Genomic DNA, 23831 nt, shown 5'->3' with positions numbered 1-23831 from the left:
CGTGGGGGCAGGACACGTGGACAAGGAGGTCCCATCGTGGGCGAACCCGCGGCATCCGCTCGTCCGGCCCCTGACCTGGTAGTGCTCGGGGGCACGGTGCTGACTCTCGACCGGGGCGGGACGCGGGCGTCCGCGCTCGCCGCCCGCGACGGCCGGATCACCGAGGTCGGCGACGACCGCTCGATCGCCGCCCTCGCCGGTCCCGAAACGACAGTGCTCGACCTGGCGGGACGCACGGTCGTCCCGGGTTTCGTGGAGTCGCACAACCATCCGTCGTTCTTCGGGATGGCGCTCGCCGCCCCGGTCGACGCCGGAAGCCCGCCGAACGACCGGATCAGCGACATCGCCGACCGCGTCCGGCAGGCGGCGCGCGACTTCGGGCCCGGCGAATGGATCAAGGGTTTCCGTTACGACGACACGCTTCTCGCCGACAACCGCCATCCGACCCGGCACGACCTGGATCCCGCTTCACCGCGAAACCCGGTCCTGCTCACGCACGTGACCGGCCACTTCAGCGTGGCGAATTCCGCCGCGCTGCGAGCTGTCGGCATCACCGCGGCCACGCCCGACCCGCCCGGCGGCGCCATCGCCCGCGACGAACGCGGGGAACCGACCGGCCTCCTCATCGAGACCGCGGCGTTCCTGGTCAACTCCGCGATGCCCGCGCAGGGCCCCGACGAGCTGGCCGCGGCACTCCAGCTCGCCGACGCCGAGTACCTGCGCAACGGCGTCACTTCGGTGCACGACACCGGAATCGGCCTGATCGGCGGCGAACAGGAACTCGCCGCGTACCGGATGCTGACCCGCGCCGGGAAGCTGCGCACCCGCATCCACGGCTACCTGTTCCACACCCTCCTGCCCGGCCTCGCCGAGGGCGCCCCGGAAGCGCCCGATCCGTCCAGTCCGGACGGATTCACCATGAACGGCATCAAGATCGTCGCGGACGGCTCGATCCAGGGCCGCACCGGCTGTCTCGCCGAGGGCTACACCTGCGACCCCGGCGAACACGGCATGATGCTGCTCGAACCGGAGGACCTGTCCCGCCGCATCGCCGCGCTCGACGCCGCGGGCTGGCAGGTCGCCGTGCACGGCAACGGCGACGCGGCGATCGACGCCATCATCGACGGCTACGCCCGCCTCGGCGCGCCCGAAGGCACCGGCCGCCGCCACCGCATCGAACACTGCCAGACCGCCCGCGAGGACCAGCTCGACCGGATGGCCGAAAACGGCATCGCCGCGTCGTTCTTCATCAAGCACGTCTACTACTGGGGCGACCGGCACCGGGACGTCTTCCTGGGCCCGGAACGCGCCCGCCGGATCAGCCCGCTCGCGTCGGCCCGCTCCCGCGGAATCCACTTCGGACTCCACTCCGACACGCCGGTCACGCCGGTGCCGCCGCTGGAAGGCATCTGGTGCGCGGTCGCCCGCCAAACCAGCAGCGGCCAGCTTCTCGGCCCGGAACAAGCGATCGACGTCGAAGCCGCCTTGCGCGGGTACACCATCGACGCGGCCTATCTGGCCGGCGAGGAAGAGAGCAAGGGCAGCCTGGAAGTCGGGAAGCTCGCGGATCTCATCGTGCTGTCCGAGGATCCGACCACAGTGGACCCAAGCCGGATCCGGGACCTGACCGTCGACGCCACGGTGATCGGCGGACAGCTGGTCTGGCAACGCGATCCGGCCCCGGCGGGAGGCGTCCGATGATCCGCAGCTGGCCGAGCCTGTGCATCGGGCTCGGCATCCCCGCGATCGCGATCCTCGGCGGAATCCCGCTGGTGGCGGGCTCGCCCGCGACAGTGGCCGGGTTCCCGCTGGTGTTCTTCTGGATGTTCCTCTGCTTCCCGCTGACCACGCTGTGCCTGTGGATCAGCTGGTGGTTCTTCGACCGCAAGCACTACCCGGCGGACACGCCGGCAGCGAAGGAGGACCAGTAAATGCTGATTCTCATTGTCGCCGTCGTCATGGGGCTTTCGATCCTGCTGGCGCTGTGGGCGGGCCGCTCGTCGCGCGGCGGCGGGATCTCCGAGTTCCTGGTCGGCGGCCGTTCGTTCCCGCCGTGGCTGCTGTACTTCCTGGCCGTCGGCGAGGTGTACAGCATCGGCACGATGATCGGCTTCCCGAGCGGGATCTACGCCCACGGCGCGAGTTACGGGATCTGGTTCCTCGGCTACATCCTGCTCGCCTATTCGCTGGGCTACTTCCTCGCCCCGCTGGTCTGGCGCGCGGCGCGCAAGCACGACGCGATGACCGTCCCGGACGTCTTCGGCCGCCACTACAGCAGCCGGACGCTGGAGCTGATCACGTGCGTGACGATGCTGATCGCGCTCGTGCCGTGGGGCCAGTACCAGTTCATCGGCCTGCAAGTGGTGCTGAGCAACCTCGGGCTGAAACTGACCCCGGTGCAGTGCGTGCTGCTGGCCGGGGTCATCGCGTTCGCCTACATCGCCGTGTCCGGCATCCGCTCCCCCGCGTTCGTGTCGATCCTCAAGGACGCGTTCATGCTGCTCGGAGTGGTGCTCGTCGGCCTCGCCGCGGTGCTCGTCGCCGGCGGGACGTCCGGGGTCACCGGGCCCGAGGCGCTGGCCAGGGCGCAGACCACGATGGGCGGCCAGGACCTGTGGTTCGCGATGACCACGATCCTGTTCCAGAGCGTGGTCTTCTACCTCGGCTTCGGCGGCGCGTACGTGTTCCCGGCGCGTTCGGAGCGGGCGGTGAAGAGCTCGACGGTGTGGATGCCGCTGTACATGCTGATCTACCCGTTCCTCGTCTTCGCCGCTTACTACGGGCTCAAGCAGCACCCCGGGCTGAAGAACCCGAACACGGTCTTCATGGTGACCGCGAAAGGCCTTCTCCCGGAACCGGTTCTGGGCCTCGTGGCCGCTGGCGCCGCGTTGTCCGGCGTGCTGGTGCTGTCCGCGACGGCGCTGGCGATCGGCGGCATGGTCAGCCGCAACCTGGCCCCGAACGTCCGCCCCGCGGCGCAACGGCGCTGGACGGTCGTGGCGGTCGCGGTGTTCCTGGTGCTCGCCGCCGTGCTCACGCTGACCGCCTCGACGCTGATGCTCACCGTGCTGAACCTGACCTACAACCTGCTGGCCCAGGTCGTGCCGGGCTGGCTGGCGATCCTGTTCGCCCGGCGAGTGCGCACCGCGGCGATCGCGACCGGCATGGTGGTCGGCGTGGTGACCGCGGTCGTCCTGTACGCCACCGGCGTGACGCTCGGCGGCCTCAACACCGGTCTGGTGTCGATGGGCGCGAACCTGGTGATCGTGTTCGGCTGGAGCCTGCTCGCTCCCGGGAAGCGGCGTTCGCCGATCGCCTTGGAGCGCAACGAACCAGCGGCGGTTTCGCCGGTCGCACAACCAGCAGGTTAGCGACGGGCGATCAGGTCGAGGATCTCGCGGAAGGCACGGAACCCCGTGCCTTCCGCGGCGTCCAGCGCCAAGCTGCGGCGGTAATACGCACTGAGATCAAGCCCGACCCCGATGCCGTACACCTCCGTCTCGCTCCGCTCCAGCCCGTCCGCCACCTGCACCAAATGCCGGTCGAGATACCGCTCCTCATTGGCCAGCACGGTCGCGCCGTCCATCGGACTCCCGTCCGACAGCACGAAAACCAGCCGCCGCCGCGCATCGCACGCCCGCGCCCGACCAGCCGCCCACGCCAACGCCTCGCCGTCGATGCCCTCACGGAACAGATCGGCTTTCAGCAACGCCGCGATATCCCGCCGCGCGCGCCGCCACGGTGTCGCCGCGTCCTTGAACACCAGGTGCCGACGCTCGTTGAGCCGCCCAGGGTGTTTCGGCCGCCCGGCGCGCATCCAGTCCCGCCGCGCCCGGCCGCCGTGCCAGGCGCCGGTCGTGAAGCCGAGGATTTCGCAACTCGCGCCGGCGAGATCCAGCGCGCGAGCGAACAGATCGACCAGCACCGCAACGGTTTCCCGGTGCGCCTTCATCGATCCCGAGCAGTCGATCAGGAACGTGACCAGCACGTCGGCGACCGGTTCGGTCCGCTCTACGCGGAACACCCGATGGTCCGCGGGCGTCGCGATCAACCGCGCGAGCGCCCGGCCGTCGATCTGGCCTTCTTCCTGCGCACCGTCCCATCCGGACCGTTCCGGCTCAGCGAGCACAGCTGTGAGTTCCCGCGCGAGCCGAGCCACGTTGACGCCCTGCTCGGCCACCCGGGCATCGAGCCGTTCGCGCAACTCGCGCAGCAATTCCGGCCGCACCAACGGTCCCGCCCGGTCCTCGCGGTCGTAAGCGGTGGTGAAAACCCGGTACGACCCGGCCGCCACCGGTCCTTTGTGGTCACCGAGTCCCGCGGTGCCGCCTTCCTCGCTGCCGGTTTCGTCGGCGAAATCCAGCAGCAACGCGTACGCCGCGGTGTCTTCTTCGTCGTCGTCAGCGTCGTCGGGCTTCTCCGGTTCCAGCAACCCGGCGACCGCCTCGGCCAGCGCCCGCGCATGTTCGGCGAACGCCGCCTGATCAGCCCGGTTCCGCCGAAGCCCGGCCAACTGCGCACCGAGCATCGGCGCGATCGCCGCCCGGGTCGCCTCGATCAGATCCTCGGTCTCTTCCACGACCGGCTCGCCGGTGATCCGCGCCCGAGCGACCTGCGCGACGGTGTAAAGCAGCACGCCGCGCGCCGTCTCAGTCAGTCCATTGTGGTGCGCCGACAGCGACCAGCGTTCATGCCGCCGCCGCAGATTCGCTGCCACCCCGGGAAAACCGGCCGGAACCAACGACTCCACCCGGAACTGCTCCAGCAGCTCGAACAGCAGCCGCTCGACACCGCCGCGGGGCCGCAACCGCTTGTGCAGCTCCCGATCCGACCGGCTCAGGTGCAACGCCATCCCGTCCGCCGCGCCGCGGAAGGACTGCAGATCCTCGTCGTCGGCAAGCAAATGCGGCGCGGGCATCGGCACCGGACGGGTGCCGCGATGCAAGCGCCCGCCGCGGAAATGCGCGTCCGGCGTCCCGCTGACCGCCCGGATCGCCGCCGCGGACAGCTCCTCGACCTGCTGGCGCCGCCGGGTCTCGGGCGTGCTCACGCCGCGGCCAGCTCCAGGTCGAAGCAGCGCTGGAAGTACTCGGCGACGACCGGGCGTTCGGCCTCGTCGCATTTGTTGAGGAAGGTCAGCCGGAACGCGAGCGCCGGATCGCCGAAGATCTCGCAGTTCTCCGCCCACGTGATGACCGTGCGCGGCGACATCAGCGCGGACAGGTCACCGGCCCGGAACCCCTCGCGGGTCAGCCCGGCCACCGCCACCATCGCCTCGACGAACTGCCCGGACAGCCCCGGCACGCGCGCCCGCACGATCGCGGTTTCCTCTTCCGGCGCCAGGTAATCGAGCGCGGCAACGATGTTCCACCGGTCGATCTGCGCGTGGTTCAGCCGCTGGACGCCGTGGTAGAGCCCGTTGAGATTGCCCAGCCCCACCGTGTTGGCCGTGGCGAAAAGCCGGAAACCGGGATGCGGGCGCAGCACGGTGTTGCTGTCGATCAGCGTGAATTTGCCGTCCCGTTCGAGCAGCCGCTGGATGACGAACATGACGTCCGGCCGTCCCGCGTCGTACTCGTCGAGGATCAGCGCCGTCGGCCGCCGCAGCGACCACGGCAGGATTCCCTCGCGGAATTCGGTGACCTGCTTGCCTTCGCGCAGCACCACCGCGTCCTTGCCGACGAGATCGAGCCGGCTGATGTGGCCGTCGAGGTTCACCCGCAGGCACGGCCAGTTCAGCCGCGCCGCGACCTGTTCGACGTGCGTGGACTTGCCGGTGCCGTGCAGGCCCTGCACGAGCACGCGCCGGTTGTGCGCGAACCCGGCCAGCAACGCGAGCGTCACGTCCGGGTTGAACCGGTAGGCCGGATCGATCTCGGGAACGTGCTCGTCGGCTTCGGAAAAGCACGGGACTGTCATGGACGAGTCGATGCCGAACGCGTCGCGCACGGCGATCCGGGCGTCGGGACCGTTGCTGGACAACGGGTTCATCGGGAGACCTCCGTCAGGACGGGATGCTGTCGGCGTCGTCGGCCGACCCCTCGGCCTCGACCTCCTTGATCGCTTCGGCGGCCCGCTGCAACGCGGGAAGCGCCTGCAAAGCCTTGTCGGCGGTGAGCCGCATGACCGGCGCCTGCACCGCCACCGCCAGGTTGGACCGGCCGGTGCGGCTGGGCACCAGCACCGCCACGCACACGAGCCCGGGCAGGAATTCCTCGTCGTCCAAGGCGAATCCGTCCCGCCGGATGCGGGCGAACTCCTCCTCCAGCGCGTCGAGATCGGTGACCGTCTTGGCGGTGTACTGCTTGAGCGGCGCGTGCGCGAGCAGCTTGCGCCGCTGCGCCGGGCTCATCTGGGACAGGATGATCTTGCCGCTGGCCGAGCAGTGGATCGGCACGCGCGAACCCGGCCGCAGGTAGAACCGCAGCGGCTCGGGCGTTTCGACGCGGTCGAGGTAGACGATCTCGCTGCCGGACAGCGCGGTGATGTTGCAGCTCTCCCCCAGCTCGTCGACCAGGTGGTTGAGCACCGCGCGCCGCGCGCCGTGGTGCGTCGCGTTGAGCAGCAGGTTCTCCGCGAGGCGACGGAGCCGGTCGCCGGTGCCGTAATGCCGTCCGTCGGCCTGGCGCACGAGCAGGCCCGCGCCTTCCAGCTGCTGCAGCATCCGGTGCAGCGTCGGCTTCGGCAGGCCAGTCTCCTCGACCAGGCTCTGCAGCGTCACCAGCTGGTCCTTCGCCGCGATCAGCTCGAGCAGCGAGAACAGCCGCATGGTCGGGGTGTCTCCGTCGAGTCCCGCGCCGTCCGGCTCGCGCACGAGTTCCACGGCGCTGGTCTTCCGCAACTCACTCACGTTCCGAAAAGTAGCACATCCTGTCTCGTTTTCCATCAACTGCCGGTTGACCTCCCGCGCGTGGCGTCCTATCGTCCGTCGTGTTCAGCTTTTACGAACCTCACGTACCGAAAACCAAGACTTTCAGCGTCGAAGGAGTTCAACCATGGCGGAGAGGAAGACGGGCGACGGCCGCACCGTCGTCAGCGGGACGGCGAAGATGACCCCGTCGGAGGCCTTCGTCGAGACGATGGTGGCCAACGGCGTCACCGACATCTTCGGCATCATGGGCTCGGCGTTCATGGACGCGATGGACATCTTCGCGCCGGCGGGCATCCGGCTCGTGCCGGTCGTGCACGAGCAGGGCGCCGCGCACATGGCCGACGGCTACGCCCGGGTCAGCGGGCGCCACGGCGTCGTCATCGGGCAGAACGGGCCCGGCATCAGCAACTGCGTCACCGCGATCGCGGCGGCGTTCTGGGCGCACAGCCCGGTCGTGATGATCACGCCCGAGGCGGGCACCATGGGCACCGGGCTGGGCGGCTTCCAGGAGGCCAACCAGCTGCCGATGTTCCAGGAGTTCACCAAGTACCAGGCGCACGTCAACAACCCGAAGCGGATGGCCGAGTACACCGCGCGGGCCTTCGACCGGGCGCACGCGGAACTCGGCCCGACCCAGCTGAACATCCCGCGCGACTTCTTCTACGGCGAGATCGAGACCGAGATCCCCGAGCCGCAGCGGCTCGACCGCGGCCCCGGCGGCGAGAAGAGCCTCGCCCAGGCCGCGGAACTGCTGGCCAGCGCGGAATTCCCGGTGATCATCTCCGGCGGCGGGGTCGTCATGTCCGACGGCGTCGAGGAGGCCAAGGCGCTCGCCGAACGCCTCGGCGCGCCGGTCGTCAACAGCTACCAGCACAACGACAGCTTCCCGGCGAGCCACCCGCAGTGGTGCGGCCCGCTCGGCTACCAGGGCTCCAAGGCCGCGATGAAGCTCATCTCGCAGGCGGACGTGGTGATCGCGCTCGGCACCCGGCTCGGCCCGTTCGGCACCCTGCCGCAGCACGGCATGGACTACTGGCCCAAGAACGCGAAGATCATCCAGATCGACGCGGACCACAAGATGCTCGGCCTGGTCAAGAAGATCACCGTCGGCATCTGCGGCGACGCGAAGGCCGCCGCCGCCGCGCTGACTGAACGCCTCGCGGACCGCACCCTCGCCTGCGACGCCACCCGCGGCGAGCGCGCCGACCGCACCAAGGCGGAAAAGGACGCGTGGGAGGAAGAACTCTCCGCGTGGACCCACGAAAAGGACCCCTACTCCCTCGACATGATCGCCGAGCAGGAGCAGGAGGAGGGCAACTGGCTGCACCCGCGCCAGGTCCTGCGCGAACTGGAGAAGGCCATGCCGCCGCGGGTGATGGTCTCCACCGACATCGGCAACATCAACTCCGTGGCGCACAGCTACCTGCGCTTCGAGGAGCCGCGGTCGTTCTTCGCTCCGATGTCCTTCGGCAACTGCGGTTACGCGCTGCCGACCATCATCGGCGCCAAGGCCGCCGCGATGGACCGGCCGGCCGTCGCGTACGCCGGCGACGGCGCGTGGGGCATGAGCATGGGCGAGATCATGACCGCGGTGCGGCACGACATCCCGGTCACCGCCGTCGTGTTCCACAACCGCCAGTGGGGCGCGGAAAAGAAGAACCAGGTCGACTTCTACGACCGCCGGTTCGTCGCGGGAGAACTGGAAAGCGAGAGCTTCGCCGGGATCGCGCAGGCGATGGGCGCGGACGGCGTCGTCGTGGACAAGCTCGAGGACGTCGGCCCGGCGCTGCGGAAGGCCGTGGACGCGCAGATGAACGAGGGCCGCACGACGGTCATCGAGATCATGTGCACCCGCGAGCTGGGCGACCCGTTCCGCCGCGACGCGCTGTCGAAGCCGGTGCGGTTCCTGGAGAAGTACCAGGACTACGTGTAAGCGCCTCGTGAGTGTTCATCGCGGTTCTGACCGTGATGAACACTCACGACCCCCCTGCCCGGCCGAGCCTTCACGCCCGGCCGGGCTTTTTCATGCCCGCCGCCGGATCTGGCACCGGTGATCGGCCTCTTTCTGGCTCTGGGCGTGGACCAGAAAGATTGCGATCGTCGACACATTCCCGTTCTCGCACACACAGGAGGTCGCCAGGTGAACGTCACGGAGCTGCGGGCCACTGCCCGCCGACACCTCGGGCCGCACTTCACGCGCAAGGACACCTGGCAAAGCGAATTCCCGGTGTTCGTCCGCGGCGAGGGCAGCTACCTGATCGACACCGAGGGCCGCCGTCACCTCGACGGCCTCGCGGGGCTGTTCTGCGTCAACATGGGCCACGGCCGCGCGGACATCGCCAAGGCCGCGGCCGAGCAGGTCGGCACCCTCGCCTACGCCAGCAACTGGGGCTCGGCGCACCCGCCGTCGATCGAGGCCGCCCGGATCATCGCCGACCTCGCCCCCGGCGACCTCGGCACCACGTTCTTCGTCAATTCCGGTTCGGAGGCGGTCGAGACCGCGCTGAAGTTCGTCCGGCAGTACCACCGCAGCCAGGGCGCTCCGGAGCGGACGAAGATCATCAGCCGCGAAATGGCCTACCACGGAACGACCATGGGCGCGCTGTCGGTGACCGGCCTGCCGAAGATCAAGGAGCCGTTCGGCCCGCTGCTGCCGGGCATCCGGCACGTCCCGAACACCCTCGGCTTCACCGGCGACTGCGGCCCGGCCGACCAGCTGGACTGCGTCCGCGCGATCGAGGCGGTCATCCTCGAAGAAGGCCCGGAGACGGTCGCCGCGGTGTTCGCCGAGCCGGTCCAGAACGGCCGGGGCGCGCTGGTCCCGCCGGAGGGCTACTGGCCGGCGCTGCGGGCGCTGTGCGACAAGTACGGCATCCTGCTGGTGTCCGACGAGGTCATCTGCTCGTTCGGCCGCCTCGGCCACTTCTTCGGCCACGGCCTGACCGGCGTGGTACCGGACCTGATCACCTTCGCCAAGGGCTCCACCTCGGGCTACGCCCCGCTCGGCGGCGTGATCGTGCGCGAGCGGCTGGTGACCGAGCTGTACGACTCCCCGAAGGGCGGCGTGTTCACCCACGGCGCGACCTGGGGCGGCCACCCGGTCTCGACGGCCATCGCGGTCGCCAACATCAGCGCGATGCGCGACGAGAAGGTGCCCGAGCACGTCCTCTCCGAGGGCCCGAAGCTGCACGCCGCTCTGGAGTCCTTGAAGGACGCGCACCGCTGCGTCAAGGACGTCCGCGGCACCGGCTTCTTCTACGCGATCGAGCTGATGGCCGACCGCGACGGCGGCCGCGAGCTGACCGACCAGGAGTCGCTGACGGTCCTGCGGGAGGTCCTGCCGGAGTCGTTCCGCCGCACCGGAGTCATCCTCCGCGGCGACGACCGGGGCGCGACCATGCTCATGATCTCGCCGCCGCTGGTGGCCGACACCGACGTGCTGGACGAGCTCCTGCACGGCGTCGACGGCATGCTCACCGACGTGGAGAAGGCGATCCAGCCCTGACGGATAGCCGGGACGGGCGCTGGGTACCTCGGAAGACACGGGGCACCCGGCGCCCGTCGTGCTGTCCGGGACCGGCTCGTTCTGGTCCCAGAGCATCGGTGGTATCTGGCTCTCGCGGAGGGACCTGTTCCTTCCTACGGTGACGGGAACCACACAGCAGCTCTCAGCGACATCGCGGCGGCGGCCGGCGCGGGGACATCGAGGTCCCCCGGCGCCGCCGGAAGGAGGAGACGTGGGTTCTGCACCGGAAACAGCCGCCGAGAGCGGTCTCAAACCGGGTCTCAAGCAACGCCACATGAATCTGATCGCACTGGGCGGCGTGATCGGCGCCGGCCTGTTCGTCGGAAGCGGCGTGGTCATCCAGTCGGCCGGGCCCGCGGCGGTGGTCTCGTTCCTGATCGCCGGGCTGATCACCGTGCTCATCATGCGGATGCTGGCCGAAATGACCGTCGCGCGGCCCGCGCTCGGCTCGTTCTACGTCTACGCCAGGGAGGCGATGGGCAACCGGGCCGGCTTCACGGTCGGCTGGATGTACTGGTACTTCTTCGTGATCGTGGTGGCCGTGGAAGCGGTCGCCGGCGGCCGGATCCTGCAGCTGTGGCTGCCGAACGTCCCGCTGTGGGTGCTCAGCCTGGGATTGCTCCTGCTGCTCACCGCCACGAACCTGGTCTCCGCGCGTTCTTACGGCGAGTTCGAGTACTGGTTCTCCTCGATCAAGGTCATCGCGATCCTCGTGTTCCTGGTGGTCGGCGCCCTGTACCTGTTCGGCGTCTGGCCCGGCTCCCACGGCGGCGTCAGCAACCTGGTCTCCCACGGCGGTTTCGCCCCCATGGGCATCGGCGCGGTGCTAGCCGCGGTCGTCCCGTGCGTCGGCTTCTACACCGGCGCCGAGATCGTCACCATCGCCGCCGCCGAATCCGCCGAGCCGCGCCGCGCGATCGCCAAGGCCATGCGCTCCATCGTGTTCCGCGTGGTCCTGTTCTACGTCGGCTCGGTCTTCGTGGTCGTTGCGGTGAAGGCCTGGAACGCTCCCGACACCGCAGTCAGCCCGTACGCCGCGGTCCTGGACGTCCTGGGCATCCCCGCCGTGGCGACGATCATGAACGCGATCGTTCTGACCGCGGTGCTTTCCTGCCTGAACTCGGCGCTGTACACGTCCTCGCGGATGCTGTTCGCCCTGACCCGCAACGGCGACGCCCCGAAGATGTTCACGAAGCTGTCCCGCAGCGGCGTCCCCCGCCGAGCCATCATCGCCGGGACCGTCATCGGGTACGTCTCCGTCATCGCGGCCTACACCTCGCCGAACCTGATCTTCCAGTTCCTGGTGAACTCCTACGGTGCGGTCGCACTCTTCGTGTACCTCGCCATCGCCCTCGCCCAGGTCCGCCTGCGCAAGCGCCTGCAGAACACCGACCCCGGCGCGCTAGGCCTGAAGATGTGGCTGTTCCCGTGGCTCAGCTACGCCACCATCGCCCTGATGGCGGCAGTCATCCTGGCCATGGCTTTCCTCCCGACGACCCGTTCGCAGTTCTGGCTCAGCGCGGTGACCCTGACGCTGATCCTGATCGCGTACCAGTTCCGGAAGCGCCGCCCCGCGCCCGCGGTCGCCGCGGAGACGGACTCTTCGCGGGGCGAGGCCGGAGTCGCCTCTTCCTGACCGCTCAGTCCTGTTTCGGTCCAGCCGGGCTTTCGACCTGCCGATCCTCGGCAGCTCCGCCCGGCTGGACCGCCCCGCTGGCACCCCGCGATGCCGCGATTCTGGACCTACCGCCCCGGCCAGACGTACCGCACAGTGGAGCGATCCGCCCGCGCCGTGGAGGTCCGATGCCGCACCCGTCCAGGGTCCCCGCTCCCCCCGCCCGCCGATGACCTTCTGGCAACTGCCCCCGGCCGCGATGGCGTTCGCCGTCGCGGCGTTGTTCGCCGGAGGCCTGATCCGCGGCTACTCCGGTTTCGGCGCGTCCCTGGTGTGGGTGAGCTGCCTCTGCCTGGTCCTGCCGCCTCCCGCCGTCGTCCCCAGCACCCTCCTGCTCGAAATCGCCTCGAGCGTGACCCTGCTGCCCCAGTCCTGGCCCGACGCCCACCGCCCGTCCGTACGCTGGCTCCTGGCCGGTGCGCTCCTCGGCCTCCCCATCGGCATCTGGTTCCTCGCAGCTCTACCCGAACGCGCCACAAGACTGACCGTCGGCCTGGTTGTCGGAATCTCCGCCCTAGCCCTGGCTTTCAGCCGCCGCACCCACCGCCTGCCCGGCCGCAGCGCGTGCGCGAGCATGGGCACCGCCTTCGGCATCCTGAACGGCGCCTGCGGCATGGGCGGCCCGCCAGTCGTCCTGATGTACCTCGCGTCCCCGCTGCCGATGGCGGTCAACCGCGCGAGCCTGGTCGTCTTCTTCCTGGCCGCAGACACGATGACAGTCGCCACCGCCGGCACCGGCGGCCTGCTCACCAGCGACGTCCTCCTGCAAACCGCCCTCTTCCTCCCCCTGGCCCTGGCCGGAATCGCCGCCGGAACCTGGCTGTACCGCCACGCCCGCGGCGATGCCCGCCGGATCGTGCTGGGGCTCCTCGCCGTGCTTTCGCTCGCCTTAGTGGGCCAAGCAGTGGTCACATGACGCTCTCCCCCAGACAGGCGGTCCCATGATCCTCGGCGCACTAGCGGTCGCTTTCGCAGGCTTCATCGGCGGCCTGACCGGCTTCGGCGCTTCCTTGGTCGGCACGCCTTTGCTTCTGCTGATCGGGTTCCCGCTGCCGCAAGTGGTGGTGATCAACCTGATCACCACCATGATCACCAGACTCGCCGTGCTCCACCGCGAACGAGCCCACATCGCCTGGCGCCGCGTAGCCGTCCTAGGCGCCGCAAGCCTCCCCGGTGCCGCCGCCGGCGCCCTCACCCTGCACCTGCTCCCGCCGCACGCACTCCGCATCCTGGCAGGCACCGTGGTCGTACTCTCCGGCCTCCGCCTGCTCCTCCGCCCCACTCGCGAAGCCCGGCCAGCGACCCCGGCAAGACAAACAATCGCCGGCCTGCTCGGCGGCTACCTCTCCACAACGACTTCCCTCAACGGCGCACCCCCGGCCGTCCTGCTCGCCTCGGCAAAAGTCCCGCCCCGAACGTTCGTGGGCGACCTCGCGGGCTACTTCGTGGTGACCAACTGCCTGTCCCTGCTCCTCCTGATCACCGCGGGCCAGCTCGACACCACGGACCTGAGCACCCGGCTGCCGATCCTCGTCCTGGCCGCGTTGGCAGGCAACATCCTCGGCGGCCGCCTCGTCGGCCGGGTTCCGCGTCTGGTGTTCGACCGGGCGATCGTGGGGCTGATCGTGGTGTCCGGGATGGTGACGATGATCGGCGCCTGACTCCTGGCAGCCTGATTTCCAGGACCGCCCCGGCAACAGGTCCCAGCCAGGGCACACAGGCCCGTCCCGTTCGCCTGGCAAGATCAGCATCATGCTCGGCCCTGGCCATGGGAGCCACACCTTGACGCCCGGTCCGCATGCCGATGACCTGCGGATATTCCACCAGGGGTTAAAATGTCGAGAACATGTGATCATCTCATGCGAGCCTTCGACCGGATTCCACACCCCCCTGAAAAGGCGTGCCAGACCGTCGTATACTCTCTTTATCAGCAAGTCCGAGTGGCGGAATGGCAGACGCGCTAGCTTGAGGTGCTAGTGTCCTTAACGGACGTGGGGGTTCAAGTCCCCCCTCGGACACACACGTTAGACACACGGGGAGAGGCGGTCACTACGACCGCCTCTTTTTCATTGTCATAGCGGAATTGCACGCCGAGGTCCTGGTAGACCCGCGTGATCCGCTCCGGCGTCCGCGAGTTCAGTGCTCGGGCCACGTCGTCCATCGAGTCCAACCGCGCGTACACCTCCGCCGCCTCGATCACGGTCGCCTTCGGCAAGTGCTGCAACTCCGCGCGCGCCGCCTCCCGCTCCGCCTGCGCCGTGTTGATCGCCTCCACCACTGCCGCCGGATCCACGCCCGCCTCGATCGCTGCTCGATGTCTGCGCAACCGCGACTCCGCATCAGCCAGCCGCTTCTCCGCCGACTCCCTGCCGGTCGAGTGCGTTCCGCCTTGCGAGGCCACCAACGCGGCGACCGTCTCATCCCGGTTCGCCGGGTCGAATACCTGACACAGCCAGCCGTTCAACGCGGGCATCACGACGTCTTCGCGCAGATTGACCGTTTTCGGATGGTTCTCCAGCGCAGGTGATCCCGGTGCCAACGTCCGGGCCATGCATCGGTAGTACACCGTCTTCCGGATCGGCGCGCCCTGCATCTTCCGACCGCAGATCTCGCAGCGGATCAGACCTTTCAGCAGGTAGACGTTCTTCACCGTGGGACGGTCCCGCTCCAGCTTCGCGATACCACGCATCCCGCCAGCGCCACGCGACCGCCGCAGCAGCTGCGCCTGCGCGAAGGTCTCCACGGACACGATCTCCGGATGAGACTGCCGCCGCGACCGGACCACCGTTCCCGGATCCGACCGCCGGAACCGGACGACGTAACCAGCGCTCACGTCGTCCGGATTCAGCAGACGCTCATGCTTCGTCCACCGCCCGAAGACCGCGTAGCCCGTATATCTGGGATTTTCAAGAATCGCGCGCACGGTCGAGCCCTGCCAACCGTCCCCCGGACGGTGCCGGTTCTGCTCCGGCCGCGCTTTCGACGGGCACGGAATACCGTCCTGGTTCAGCCCACGTGCGATCACCCGGTCGCCCACGCCTGCCAAGTACTCGGCGAACATCCGGCGCACCACATCCGCCGCGGGCTCATCGATTTCCAGCACCCGCAGCCGGAACCCCTCGGCCGCCTTCCGCGGATTCGGATGCGGACCGCCGTCCACCACTCGATATCCGTACGGTGCCCGGCCGCCCTGATGCCGCCCCTCGTTGATCACCTGCGCGTCCATCGCCGACCGGACACGCGCCTGAACGTGCTGACGCTCCGACTCGCTCATCCCACCGAGGACGCTCATCAGCATCTTGTGCGACGGGTTGCGTGCGTCGAACTTCCCACCGAGTTCCGGAACCCACAGGTCAACCCCGTAGGCCGCGAAGCGCGGAGCAATCAGCGAGAACTGGTTCCCGAACCAGCAGCGCGTCCCCTCGCCGACCACAACACCGGTCCACTCTCGCCGCGGATCCTTGAGCGCGGCCAACAACTGCGCACCCGCATCCCGCCGCTCCCACGGCACCGAACGCGACTGGCCAACGTCGAAGTACTGCGCAACCACTTCTCCGCCCAGCGGGCCAACGAACTTCGTGGCGTTCCCAAGCTGCCAACCCAGCGAGGTCTCCGGATCCTGGTTGTCCTCCGTCGAGCACCGCCCGTAGAACGCCAACGAACCGATCTGCTCCTCAGCAACGACGGCCGAGTCGACGCCGAGCGCATCGTCCAGCACTGCCCACGGATCGATATCGAAATCAGCTGTCATCGGTCGTCCCCTTCGCACGGTCCCAGCACGGCACGTCTGTCAACTCGACCAGGACCGCAAGCAGTCCGCGCGCCACCACTGGCGTCAATACTGGCATCTCCGTAGGCAGGATGACCACAACGCCCTGCTCGTCGCTCCTGGAACTCGTCATGACGCCCCCTCGACGCCGAACGAAGCCGCCTCGCGTCGCGCCTGATCGATTTCAGCTATCAGGTATCCGCGAACCTGACGAGTTCGGCCGTCGTCGCCGGTAAGGCGGTACCGCGTCGGGCGGCAGCCCAGTTCGCTCATCTGCGCCGCGAACGTCTTCGCCTCGACACCGAGCGCGGCTGTCAGCTCTGAGGTAGGGACGAACTCGCGATCGTCTGCCGCGTTGTCCAAGTACTCGACCACCGCGCGCAGCGGCTCCGGTAACTGCTCCTCAACCGCGTCATCACGGGTAGCCGCAACGATCTGCGGAGCGGCTGGCATCTCCAGTTCCGGCATCGACGCACCAGCTGCGTGCCCGGTCAGAGTCCCTTCCGCCTCACGCAGCTCACGTCCGCGGCGACAGATAGTCTGCCAGTCCTCGTTCGGCATGTAATACGTCCGCACAGTCAGCGCCAGCACATCCCCTCCAGCCTGCGCATCCCCGTCCGGCCGGAGAATCCCAACGCCTTTGTGCGACGCGAGCAACCGACTGCTGTCATACCCGCGCGTGTTCATCTGCTCGCCGAGCACGATGTTGCTGTCCCGCCAGTCCATGACCCGCAACGCGAACCGCGACCCCAGTACCGCCCGCAACCCGGACGGAATCGTCTTCGAGTCCGGCCGCTGCGTCGCCAACACCAGCACGATCCCGGCCGCCGGTCCCTTCTTCGCCAACCACGTCAACAACTCGCCGACATACTCGCCCGCCGTCAACGTCTTGCCCTCGACCTTGACCGGCGTCCGGTCCTCCAACGGAACCTGCACTTCATCCACGAAAATCGCCGTGATCGGCATGTTCAACGCCCGGTCCCGCGACATCGCCGGCGTGACCTTCGACTCCGGACAGATCTCGTCGTCCAGCTCCCGCATCCGCCGGAACCGCCCCTGCACCTCGCCGACCAGCTCCACCAGCCACCCGACCAGCGCCAACACGTGCTCCGGCTCATCACCCGACATGAACCGATGCGCGACGCGCCCAGCCGCGTCCCAGTCCTTCCCAGCCTTGAAATCCGCCACATAAAGCCGCGTGAACGGGTCAAGCACCAGCCCAGCCGCAGCCAACCGCGCCGCGAATGTCTTGCCCTGCCGCGGAATCGCCCCAACCAGCAACGACGTCCACACCAACGGAAGATCCACCCGCCGGTCCCGCGCATCCCGTCCAAACGGGACCGGTCGCCACGCATCCCACCGCGCCGCGTCGAGCAACGGCGTCCTCCGCGGCGCAGATGCGTACGGATCTTCATCGGCAACCCACATCGCGACCCGGCCAGCGTGCCCGCCGTTACCGCGCACCCGCTCCACGATCAGCTGCACTTCATCCACCGCGAGCGCCGACGCCAGCGCCTCCCGGTTCTTGATCACGTCCGCGGCCTTCCGGGTAGCCGGAAGATCCACGGTGATCGCCCAGCCGTCGCCCATCCGCGTCGCGCGCTCGACCAGCCGCAACGTCTCGTCCTTGCCCACCAGCTTCGCGTCCCGGAAGGCGTCGACCAGCACCTGCGGATCCATCGTCCAGCGCAACGTTCGTGGCCCGGCCAGCACCGCCTTTCGCCCCGGACTCCCTTCGCGCTGGCGTCCAAGCACGGCCAACGCAACCGCCAAGACTCCACCGACGCCCCAAAGAGCAACGGCACCGTAGACCAGGTGAGCCATCAGAGTGACCGCAACGGCACCGGTCGCAACCGCACCCGTGACCTTCCACCGGAACAACGTCAGAGCCCGGATATCGGCAAACTTGTCCGCCAACTTCTCCGACTGCTCCGCCGCCTCCCGGAAGTCCCGAACAGTCACCCAAGCTCGCCACCACCGCGCAGCCGCAACCAGCCCGCGCGCCACCGCACCCAGACACCGGAACGGCGAGCGCACGACACCCGCAACGAAGTCCTTCGCCGCCTGCCGCGCCTGGTTCCGGTCCTTAAACCAAGTCGGCACCCACCGGGATCGCAGCCACCAGGACTCAAACCGCTTCCGCGGCTGGGGCAACGTGTCATCCACCAGTTCCCCGTCGAGTATCGGCTCGGCCTTGACCAGCGCGTCGTCAGCCATTGGCCACCTCCGCGCGCAACGTCCGAGCCAACCGCGGCGACAACCCGCGCGAACACCCGGTCTCCTGCCGAACCCACGCCGGCGTGATCTCCACGCCCGGAGCCCAAGCCGCCCGCGCCTCGGCGAGGTAGTCCGCGAACAGCTTCCGCCGCCCGCCCTCGACCGACCGAACAACTCGACGCTCACCAGCAGCCACCAGCACAGCATCGGTCAGCTTGTCCCGAAGATCCGTGACCGCCTCCACCGCCACGAACACCACCAGCGGCGGAACGGAATGCAACACGATCGCCGCAGCCTCACCGGCCATGAACGACGTCCAGGTGTTCATGACATACGTCGCCGCCAGCGTGAACCACTTCGCCCGCCGCACCCACGGCCCAGTCCTAACCTGGTACCGCGCCGTCACCTGCTCCGCCCGGAGAATCGCCAGCAGCACCAACGAAACCGTCGGATCCAGCACCCATGCCGCCAGCCACGGCAACGACCACACCGCCGTATCAGCCGACGCGAAGGTCTGCACGTTCGTCATCGTGAAGCCCAGCCCGAGCACGATCCCGGACCACGCCATCCAGTCGACCTGCCGCCGCACCCGCTCGATCCGCAGCGCCACCACGTCCGGATCCGTCTGATACGCCCGAACCTCCGCAGCCTCAGCCGCGTCCTGCGCCAACTTCTGCGCCCGACTCATCGCCGACCACCCCGCTTCGAGGTGTCGATCGTCGTTACGGTCAGCGCCCGGGTCAGCGCGTGCGCGGCGAACAGCGCAGGCAACCCCAACACCGCCAGCAAGACCCACGTCCCGCCCTGGTGAGCGATCACCACCCACTGAACCGCCACGATCAGCGCTGCATTGAACACGACCCGCCCGGCCAACGACACCAGCCGCGCCCCGGACCGCGCCTTCTCCGCCGCTGCCTTCGCCCGACGCGCACTCGCACGCCAAACCCAGAACAGCACCAGCAGCACGCCGAATCCGGCCACGAGCTGAGTCGGCGTCACGGTCAGCCCGTTCATCGCGCACCCCCGGCCCGCTCGCCACGGCGCAGCCAGTGCGGATGCAACGCCCGCCGGTCGTCGTCCGTCATCCCGCCCCAGATACCAACGGTCGCCGCGCCGGCAGTCCGCAACTCCAGCTCCAGGCACATGTCCCGGACCGGACATCCGCCGCACATTCGGTCGGCGAGTTCCGGGTCCGACGAGGCGGGCGGCGGGTCACCGTCCGGTGGCCACATACAGAGTCCGTCCCTGGTCACGACGTCGTAGAGCACCTCGGACGGCACCCAACGGAGCACGTCGAGCCGCCAAGCAATCCCGATCAAGGTGAGTTCGTCCATCACGCCGCACCTCCGCGAAGGACGCGCGTCAGCTCGCTGGACGGGATCCGCAACCCTTCCCGGCGACGGACCACCCGCAGCTTGCGACTCCGGATGGCCCGGCTGACCGCGCCCCGCGAGACACCGAGCAGCCAAGCCGCTTCATCCGGCGTGTGAAAAGTGACATTCGAGTTCATAAGAAAAGGCCAATCTGATGATTTCAAGACTATGTTGTTGATTTCAGCTGCCCGAAGGGCATAGATATCCGACGCGCCGCGGCACACCCGCTACGCGGCGCGAGAAAAGCGCAATGACGCGCTAATCTCGGCGCTGAGGCGGAGCGCGGAGGAATAGGTGTCGGAGGATTGGGCGGCGGTCGCGAAGGCGATCGACATGCGCGTGCACGAACTCGGTTGGCGACAGCGCGAGCTGGCCGAGCGGTCGCACGTGTCGCAGGCGATCGTGCGCGAGCTGCAGCACCACACGGTCGAGCGCCGACGGAGCGCGCGCACGCTCGAAGCACTCTCGACCACGCTCGGCTGGCACCCGCAACATCTGCAGGCCGTGCTGCAGAACCGCACGCCGCCGCACCCCGACGAGCCAGCCGACGACGGTGGCGAACTCTCGACCCGCCTCGACGCGCTCGAACAGCGCCTGGACGAGATCTTCAACCGGCTGGACGACGTCCAGACCAGCCTGGCAACCGTCGTCGACCACGTGCAGAAGAAGCGCTGACGGCTTGCGCTCCGGGCTGATGAACCAGATGATTTCCATACCCCGAATTCAAGGCCGAAACGGCGACCGTTCCCATGCACCAGCAGTGCATAAGCAGTGCACGACTAATGCAGCTTCGAATTCGGAATGCGCGCGCCGATGAATCCGGCCGACGAATGGACAGGCCGCACCGCATCAGCGCTGCAAGCCGCTCTCCGAATGAGCAACGAGGGTTTCGCCTCGCACCTAGGCATCGGCGTCCGCACGGTCGCGTCCTGGCACCAGAAGCCGGACCTGCGCCCGCGGTCGGAGATGCAACAGGTGCTCGACCGCGCGTACGAGCAAGTCGGTGACGCCGAGCGCGCGCGCTTCGCCGAACTGACCGGCACCGCACCGGCCGAGACACCCGGAGATCCCCGCCTGGACGACGACCCGAACATCGCGTCCGCGCTCGAATGGATCGACCAGCACGCACACTGGTCTCCCGGAACCGCGCGCCGCGCAGTCGCCGCCAAAGCCGCGCAGCTGGACACCCAAGCCCTGCGCGATCGCAGCACCCGCCGCAGCTGGGTCACCCAACGCGACACCGCTGACGCGCTTGCCGCCTACTACGGCAGCCGAACCGGCGACCACGGCCTGTACACCGCGCGCGTCGGCACCGAACTCGTGAACACCAGCGTCCTGACCTGTGCGAACTGGCTGGATCTGGACTGCGAGCTACGCCCCGCGTCAGACCGATTCAGGGTCGCCACCGCGCAGCCCAAGGCAGACCTGGGCCTCGACGAGCGCGCCGCAACCGCGGCAGTTCACCGGCTCGCCGAGTCGCTGGCCATGAACACCCGCCTCGTGAACAGCCCTCTTTACCGCGCGCTCGCCCTCGACATCGCGGAACACCAGCTCGCCGGTTCGTTTGGCACCACGCACTTCGTCCACTACGCCCTGACGCTGGACCTGCTGGAGGGCGAACTGGTCGACGCCATCATCGCCGGCGGACCGCTCAAGCTCCCTTTGCGAGACCGCTACCTCCCCAACCTGGCGTCCGTCCTCGACGTCGGAACCCGGCTCTGCGCCGGCGGCGCACTAGCCCTCACCGCCATCGCCCGCCCCGCCGACCCGTTCCGCGGAGAAGCCGACTACGTCCTGCTAGTCCAAGAACGCTCGGGCAACGTCCTGAACGCCGCGCGCCGCCTGGCCGTCATCCCGAAGGGCTTCCACCAGCCCCTCACCGACGTCCGCCGCGACGCGCAGATCGGCGCAACGCTCCGGCGCGAGATGGAAGAGGAGCTGTTCGGCCGCCCCGACATCGACAACACCGTCGCCGACTCGCTGACAGCGGACCCGATGCACCCGACGCTCATGTCGGAGCCAATGCGCTGGCTCATGCAAAAACCCGGCCGCCTCCGCATGGAGACGACCGGGTTCGGGCTGAACTTGGTGAGCGGCAACTTCGAGTTCGCCAGCCTCATCGTCATCGAGGACGAAGAGTTCTGGAACCAGTACGGCGGAGTCGTCGCCGCGAACTGGGAATCCTCGACGCTGCGCCAATATTCGACCACAGACATCGAGCTTCTGACCGAACTGCTGACTGATGTAGCGTGGAGCAACGAAGGTTTGTTCGCCATGACGCAAGGACTCCGACGCCTCGCGGAAATCGGCGGAGACCGGGTGCGCCTGCCAACGATCGAGTGGGAGATCAGCGAGTGACCGAGGGCTGGACCAGCGGCAACGCCAACGAAGACGCCGCAGGCAACCGCGGCTGGCTGGTCGGCCACTTCCTCGACCCCTCGCACGGAGTTCGGGCGACGAACGACGTGGAAGTCAAGTGGGCCAACCATCCCGCAGGAGACAAGCGTCCCGAGTGGACGGCCGATGATCGGCGCACCACGCTTGTCATGCTCATCTCCGGCGAGTTCCGCATCGACGTCACCGGCGGCACGAAAACCATGTCACGCCAAGGCGATTACGTCATGTGGGGTCCCGGAATCGACCACTCTTGGGAAGCGCTAGCCGACTCTGTCGTGCTGACCGTCCGGTGGCCGTCAGCAGCATAGGCCGATCGGCGGCAACGACACCCGCACACCGCCGATCTCCGACAACCGGCGCAGGCCGAGCAAGAACGCGAACAGGCCCTCGTTCGTCCACTTCTCGTCACTGATCAGCTCGCCGACCAGTTCACGGTCGAGCGACGAGTACTGCCGCAGGCCAGAGACTTCCCAGTTCGCCTCGACCACGCCGCCGAACCGCGGCCAGAACTCTTCGTCCTCGATCACGACGAGCGCCGCGAACTCGTAGTTGCCGCTGACCAGGTTAAACCCGAAGCCCGTGCACTCCATCCGCATCCGGCCCGGCTCCGCCGTCAACCACCGCATCGGTTCCGAGAGCCGCGTCGGGTGCATCGGGTCGGCCGCACGTTGCACATCAGTCGTGGTATCGACGTCGTCACGACCGAACAGCTCTTCCTCCAGCTCACGCCGCAGCGTTGCGCCGATTCGCGCGTCGCCCCGCTGGTCCGCCAGCGGACCGTGGAACCCCTTCGGGATCACGGCGAGCCGACCCGACCCGTTGACCACATGGCCGGATCGTTCCTGCACGAGCAGGAGATAGTCAGCTTCGCCGCGGGCGGGATCCGCCTGCCGCGCGATCGCGGTCAGCGCCAGCACCCCACCAGCACAAAGACGACTGCGCGTGTCGAGAACACGAGCGAGGTCTGGCAGCAGCTCGCTCCGCATCTGGGTCTCGCCAGCCGCTAACTCCTGTTCGAGCAGGTCCGGACCTAACGCGTACTCGACAAACGAGGCAGTGCCCACTGTCCCGCCGACATGATCAGCGCAAACGTCGACGTCAAGCAGCCGGTACAGCGGCCGATCGGCGATCCGGACGTCCGCTGTCGCTGCTTCTGCCAGCCGAGCTAAGGCGGCGTCCGTTGTCCCAGCTCGCTGCTCTGCAGCAACTCGCGCATCAAGCACGAGCACATCCCGCCGGGCATCCAGCGAACATCGGAGATCGGTCCAGTCCGGTCTGGTCACCACACTCGTAGTGACCAGTTCGCGCCCGACCTCCGCACCGAAGTAGCAGTGTTCGCCCTCGGGAGTGCCGTAGAACTGTCGAAGTACCTCCGCCTCGTCAGCCCGGCGACCGATCCGACGCTGACCGCCCGGCGTCGGCCGCACAGCGCGCCGAGCTATCCCCGCAGCCCAGCCCGCCGACTTGTCCAACCACTCGAACGCCGACGTAAGCGCAGAGCCTCCCGCTTCGGGCGAGCCTTGCCCGAAGAATGCCCGCACGTCCGCCACCGGTCGCCCGAGCACCCTCCCCAGCTCCGGCCACTGATGCGGCAACGGACGATGCCCACCGGATTCCCAGCGCGCGACGGTTGTCCGGTCGACGCCGAGAACCGCGGCGAGGGTCTCCTGTGTATGACCAGCATCTTCGCGAGCCAAAATCAGCGCTTCTCGCCGCTCCGCCATCGCCGCACCTCACCCCTTCCAGCCAGCCAAGTTGGACGATAGCAAATGCAGACGCAGGTTATCCGCACAAGTGCCACAGCCTTGCCACACGAGCGCCGTGGTCTCGCGCCAGCCGTACGCACTGAATGATTTCAACAGACCGCAGGCTGTCGAGGAGAGGTTGGATGCCAGTTGGCGCGGAAACGCTGTGACACCAGCCGCAGCAGCCGCCTCCGGCCCGAACTAGGCGGCTCGGGCGCTCCAGCGAGCGTGGGCCTGGGACACGTCACAGCCGTCACA

General features: G+C 68.4%; 22 protein-coding genes and 1 tRNA gene. 12 read left to right on the top strand and 11 right to left on the bottom strand.

Translation table 11 applies throughout. The annotated features are described in order from the left end of the window. Positions 1-36: 36 nt before the first annotated feature. From L3Q65_RS10565 to L3Q65_RS10555, 3 genes are read left to right on the top strand one after another with little or no spacing between them, the layout of a single operon-like run. Positions 37-1701: an amidohydrolase gene (locus L3Q65_RS10565; protein ID WP_237599528.1), complete on the top strand. Its 1665-nt coding sequence runs from the start codon at positions 37-39 to the stop codon at positions 1699-1701. Further along, positions 1698-1931 carry a DUF3311 domain-containing protein gene (locus L3Q65_RS10560; RefSeq protein WP_237599527.1) on the top strand — a complete coding sequence of 78 codons (234 nt, stop codon included), beginning with the start codon at positions 1698-1700 and terminating at the stop codon, positions 1929-1931. Before L3Q65_RS10565 ends, L3Q65_RS10560 begins: the two co-directional genes overlap by 4 nt. After that, positions 1932-3371: a sodium:solute symporter gene (locus tag L3Q65_RS10555; protein WP_182894839.1), complete on the top strand. Its 1440-nt coding sequence runs from the start codon at positions 1932-1934 to the stop codon at positions 3369-3371. Here L3Q65_RS10555 and L3Q65_RS10550 read toward each other — a convergent pair. From L3Q65_RS10550 to L3Q65_RS10540, 3 genes are read right to left on the bottom strand one after another with little or no spacing between them, the layout of a single operon-like run. Then, positions 3368-5050: a cobalt chelatase gene (locus L3Q65_RS10550; RefSeq protein WP_237599526.1), complete on the bottom strand. Its 1683-nt coding sequence runs from the start codon at positions 5048-5050 to the stop codon at positions 3368-3370. The genes L3Q65_RS10555 and L3Q65_RS10550 overlap by 4 nt on opposite strands. Next, positions 5047-5991, bottom strand: a complete 945-nt coding sequence (locus L3Q65_RS10545) for an AAA family ATPase (RefSeq protein ID WP_182894840.1) — start codon at positions 5989-5991, stop codon at positions 5047-5049. Before L3Q65_RS10545 ends, L3Q65_RS10550 begins: the two co-directional genes overlap by 4 nt. A 13-nt stretch (positions 5992-6004) precedes the next feature. Further along, positions 6005-6850, bottom strand: coding sequence for an IclR family transcriptional regulator (locus L3Q65_RS10540; RefSeq protein ID WP_237599525.1), 846 nt, complete (start codon positions 6848-6850; stop codon positions 6005-6007). A gap of 145 nt (positions 6851-6995) precedes the next feature. Between L3Q65_RS10540 and xsc the strand changes: the two genes are divergently transcribed. From xsc to L3Q65_RS10510, 6 genes are all read left to right on the top strand, one after another. Continuing rightward, positions 6996-8804: a sulfoacetaldehyde acetyltransferase gene (gene xsc / locus L3Q65_RS10535; protein ID WP_237599524.1), complete on the top strand. Its 1809-nt coding sequence runs from the start codon at positions 6996-6998 to the stop codon at positions 8802-8804. A gap of 207 nt (positions 8805-9011) precedes the next feature. Beyond that, entirely contained in the window at positions 9012-10376 is a 1365-nt protein-coding gene (locus L3Q65_RS10530; protein ID WP_182894842.1) for an aspartate aminotransferase family protein, read from the top strand. Positions 10377-10671: 295 nt separating this feature from the next. After that, a complete protein-coding gene (locus L3Q65_RS10525) occupies positions 10672-12033 on the top strand; it encodes an amino acid permease (RefSeq protein WP_182894958.1) in 1362 nt (453 codons plus the stop codon). 208 nt (positions 12034-12241) lie between these two features. Further along, entirely contained in the window at positions 12242-12988 is a 747-nt protein-coding gene (locus L3Q65_RS10520; RefSeq protein WP_237599523.1) for a sulfite exporter TauE/SafE family protein, read from the top strand. Between the two features lie 25 nt (positions 12989-13013). After that, entirely contained in the window at positions 13014-13733 is a 720-nt protein-coding gene (locus tag L3Q65_RS10515; RefSeq protein WP_237599522.1) for a sulfite exporter TauE/SafE family protein, read from the top strand. Positions 13734-14006: 273 nt separating this feature from the next. After that, positions 14007-14090: transfer RNA gene (locus L3Q65_RS10510), tRNA-Leu, on the top strand. Here the strand turns inward: L3Q65_RS10510 and L3Q65_RS10505 are convergent. Genes L3Q65_RS10505 through L3Q65_RS10475 form a run of 7 tightly spaced genes read right to left on the bottom strand, consistent with a single transcriptional unit; the run spans position 14072 to position 19568 of the window. Next, positions 14072-15823, bottom strand: a complete 1752-nt coding sequence (locus tag L3Q65_RS10505; RefSeq protein WP_237599521.1) for a recombinase family protein — start codon at positions 15821-15823, stop codon at positions 14072-14074. The genes L3Q65_RS10510 and L3Q65_RS10505 overlap by 19 nt on opposite strands. Further along, positions 15813-15974: a hypothetical protein gene (locus tag L3Q65_RS10500; RefSeq protein WP_237599520.1), complete on the bottom strand. Its 162-nt coding sequence runs from the start codon at positions 15972-15974 to the stop codon at positions 15813-15815. Before L3Q65_RS10500 ends, L3Q65_RS10505 begins: the two co-directional genes overlap by 11 nt. Continuing rightward, on the bottom strand, positions 15971-18058 hold the full coding sequence (locus tag L3Q65_RS10495) for a cell division protein FtsK (RefSeq protein WP_237599519.1): 2088 nt from the start codon (positions 18056-18058) through the stop codon (positions 15971-15973). The genes L3Q65_RS10500 and L3Q65_RS10495 overlap by 4 nt, the downstream gene beginning before the upstream one ends. Beyond that, positions 18051-18746, bottom strand: coding sequence for a hypothetical protein (locus L3Q65_RS10490; RefSeq protein WP_237599518.1), 696 nt, complete (start codon positions 18744-18746; stop codon positions 18051-18053). The genes L3Q65_RS10495 and L3Q65_RS10490 overlap by 8 nt, the downstream gene beginning before the upstream one ends. Then, positions 18743-19072, bottom strand: coding sequence for a hypothetical protein (locus tag L3Q65_RS10485; RefSeq protein ID WP_237599517.1), 330 nt, complete (start codon positions 19070-19072; stop codon positions 18743-18745). The genes L3Q65_RS10490 and L3Q65_RS10485 overlap by 4 nt, the downstream gene beginning before the upstream one ends. Beyond that, positions 19069-19392 carry a WhiB family transcriptional regulator gene (locus L3Q65_RS10480; RefSeq protein ID WP_237599516.1) on the bottom strand — a complete coding sequence of 108 codons (324 nt, stop codon included), beginning with the start codon at positions 19390-19392 and terminating at the stop codon, positions 19069-19071. Before L3Q65_RS10480 ends, L3Q65_RS10485 begins: the two co-directional genes overlap by 4 nt. Further along, positions 19392-19568, bottom strand: a complete 177-nt coding sequence (locus L3Q65_RS10475; protein ID WP_237599515.1) for a helix-turn-helix domain-containing protein — start codon at positions 19566-19568, stop codon at positions 19392-19394. The genes L3Q65_RS10480 and L3Q65_RS10475 overlap by 1 nt, the downstream gene beginning before the upstream one ends. 157 nt (positions 19569-19725) lie before the next feature. On the opposite strand from L3Q65_RS10475, the gene L3Q65_RS10470 reads away from it, so the two are divergent. From L3Q65_RS10470 to L3Q65_RS10460, 3 genes are all read left to right on the top strand, one after another. Further along, positions 19726-20106 (top strand): helix-turn-helix transcriptional regulator, encoded by a 381-nt coding sequence (locus L3Q65_RS10470; RefSeq protein ID WP_237599514.1) that lies wholly within the window; start codon positions 19726-19728, stop codon positions 20104-20106. A 138-nt stretch (positions 20107-20244) separates the two neighbouring features. After that, complete coding sequence (locus L3Q65_RS10465; protein ID WP_237600877.1) at positions 20245-21789, top strand: transcriptional regulator; 1545 nt, start codon at positions 20245-20247, stop codon at positions 21787-21789. Further along, on the top strand, positions 21786-22136 hold the full coding sequence (locus L3Q65_RS10460) for a signal peptidase I (RefSeq protein ID WP_237599513.1): 351 nt from the start codon (positions 21786-21788) through the stop codon (positions 22134-22136). Before L3Q65_RS10465 ends, L3Q65_RS10460 begins: the two co-directional genes overlap by 4 nt. Here the strand turns inward: L3Q65_RS10460 and L3Q65_RS10455 are convergent. After that, complete coding sequence (locus L3Q65_RS10455; RefSeq protein WP_237599512.1) at positions 22125-23552, bottom strand: helix-turn-helix transcriptional regulator; 1428 nt, start codon at positions 23550-23552, stop codon at positions 22125-22127. The genes L3Q65_RS10460 and L3Q65_RS10455 overlap by 12 nt on opposite strands. Positions 23553-23831: the final 279 nt, after the last annotated feature.

It is taken from the genome of Amycolatopsis sp. FU40, from assembly GCF_021903635.1.
Taxonomy (GTDB): Bacteria; Actinomycetota; Actinomycetes; order Mycobacteriales; family Pseudonocardiaceae; genus Amycolatopsis; species Amycolatopsis dendrobii.
This window is presented reverse-complemented; position numbering and strand designations above follow the sequence as displayed.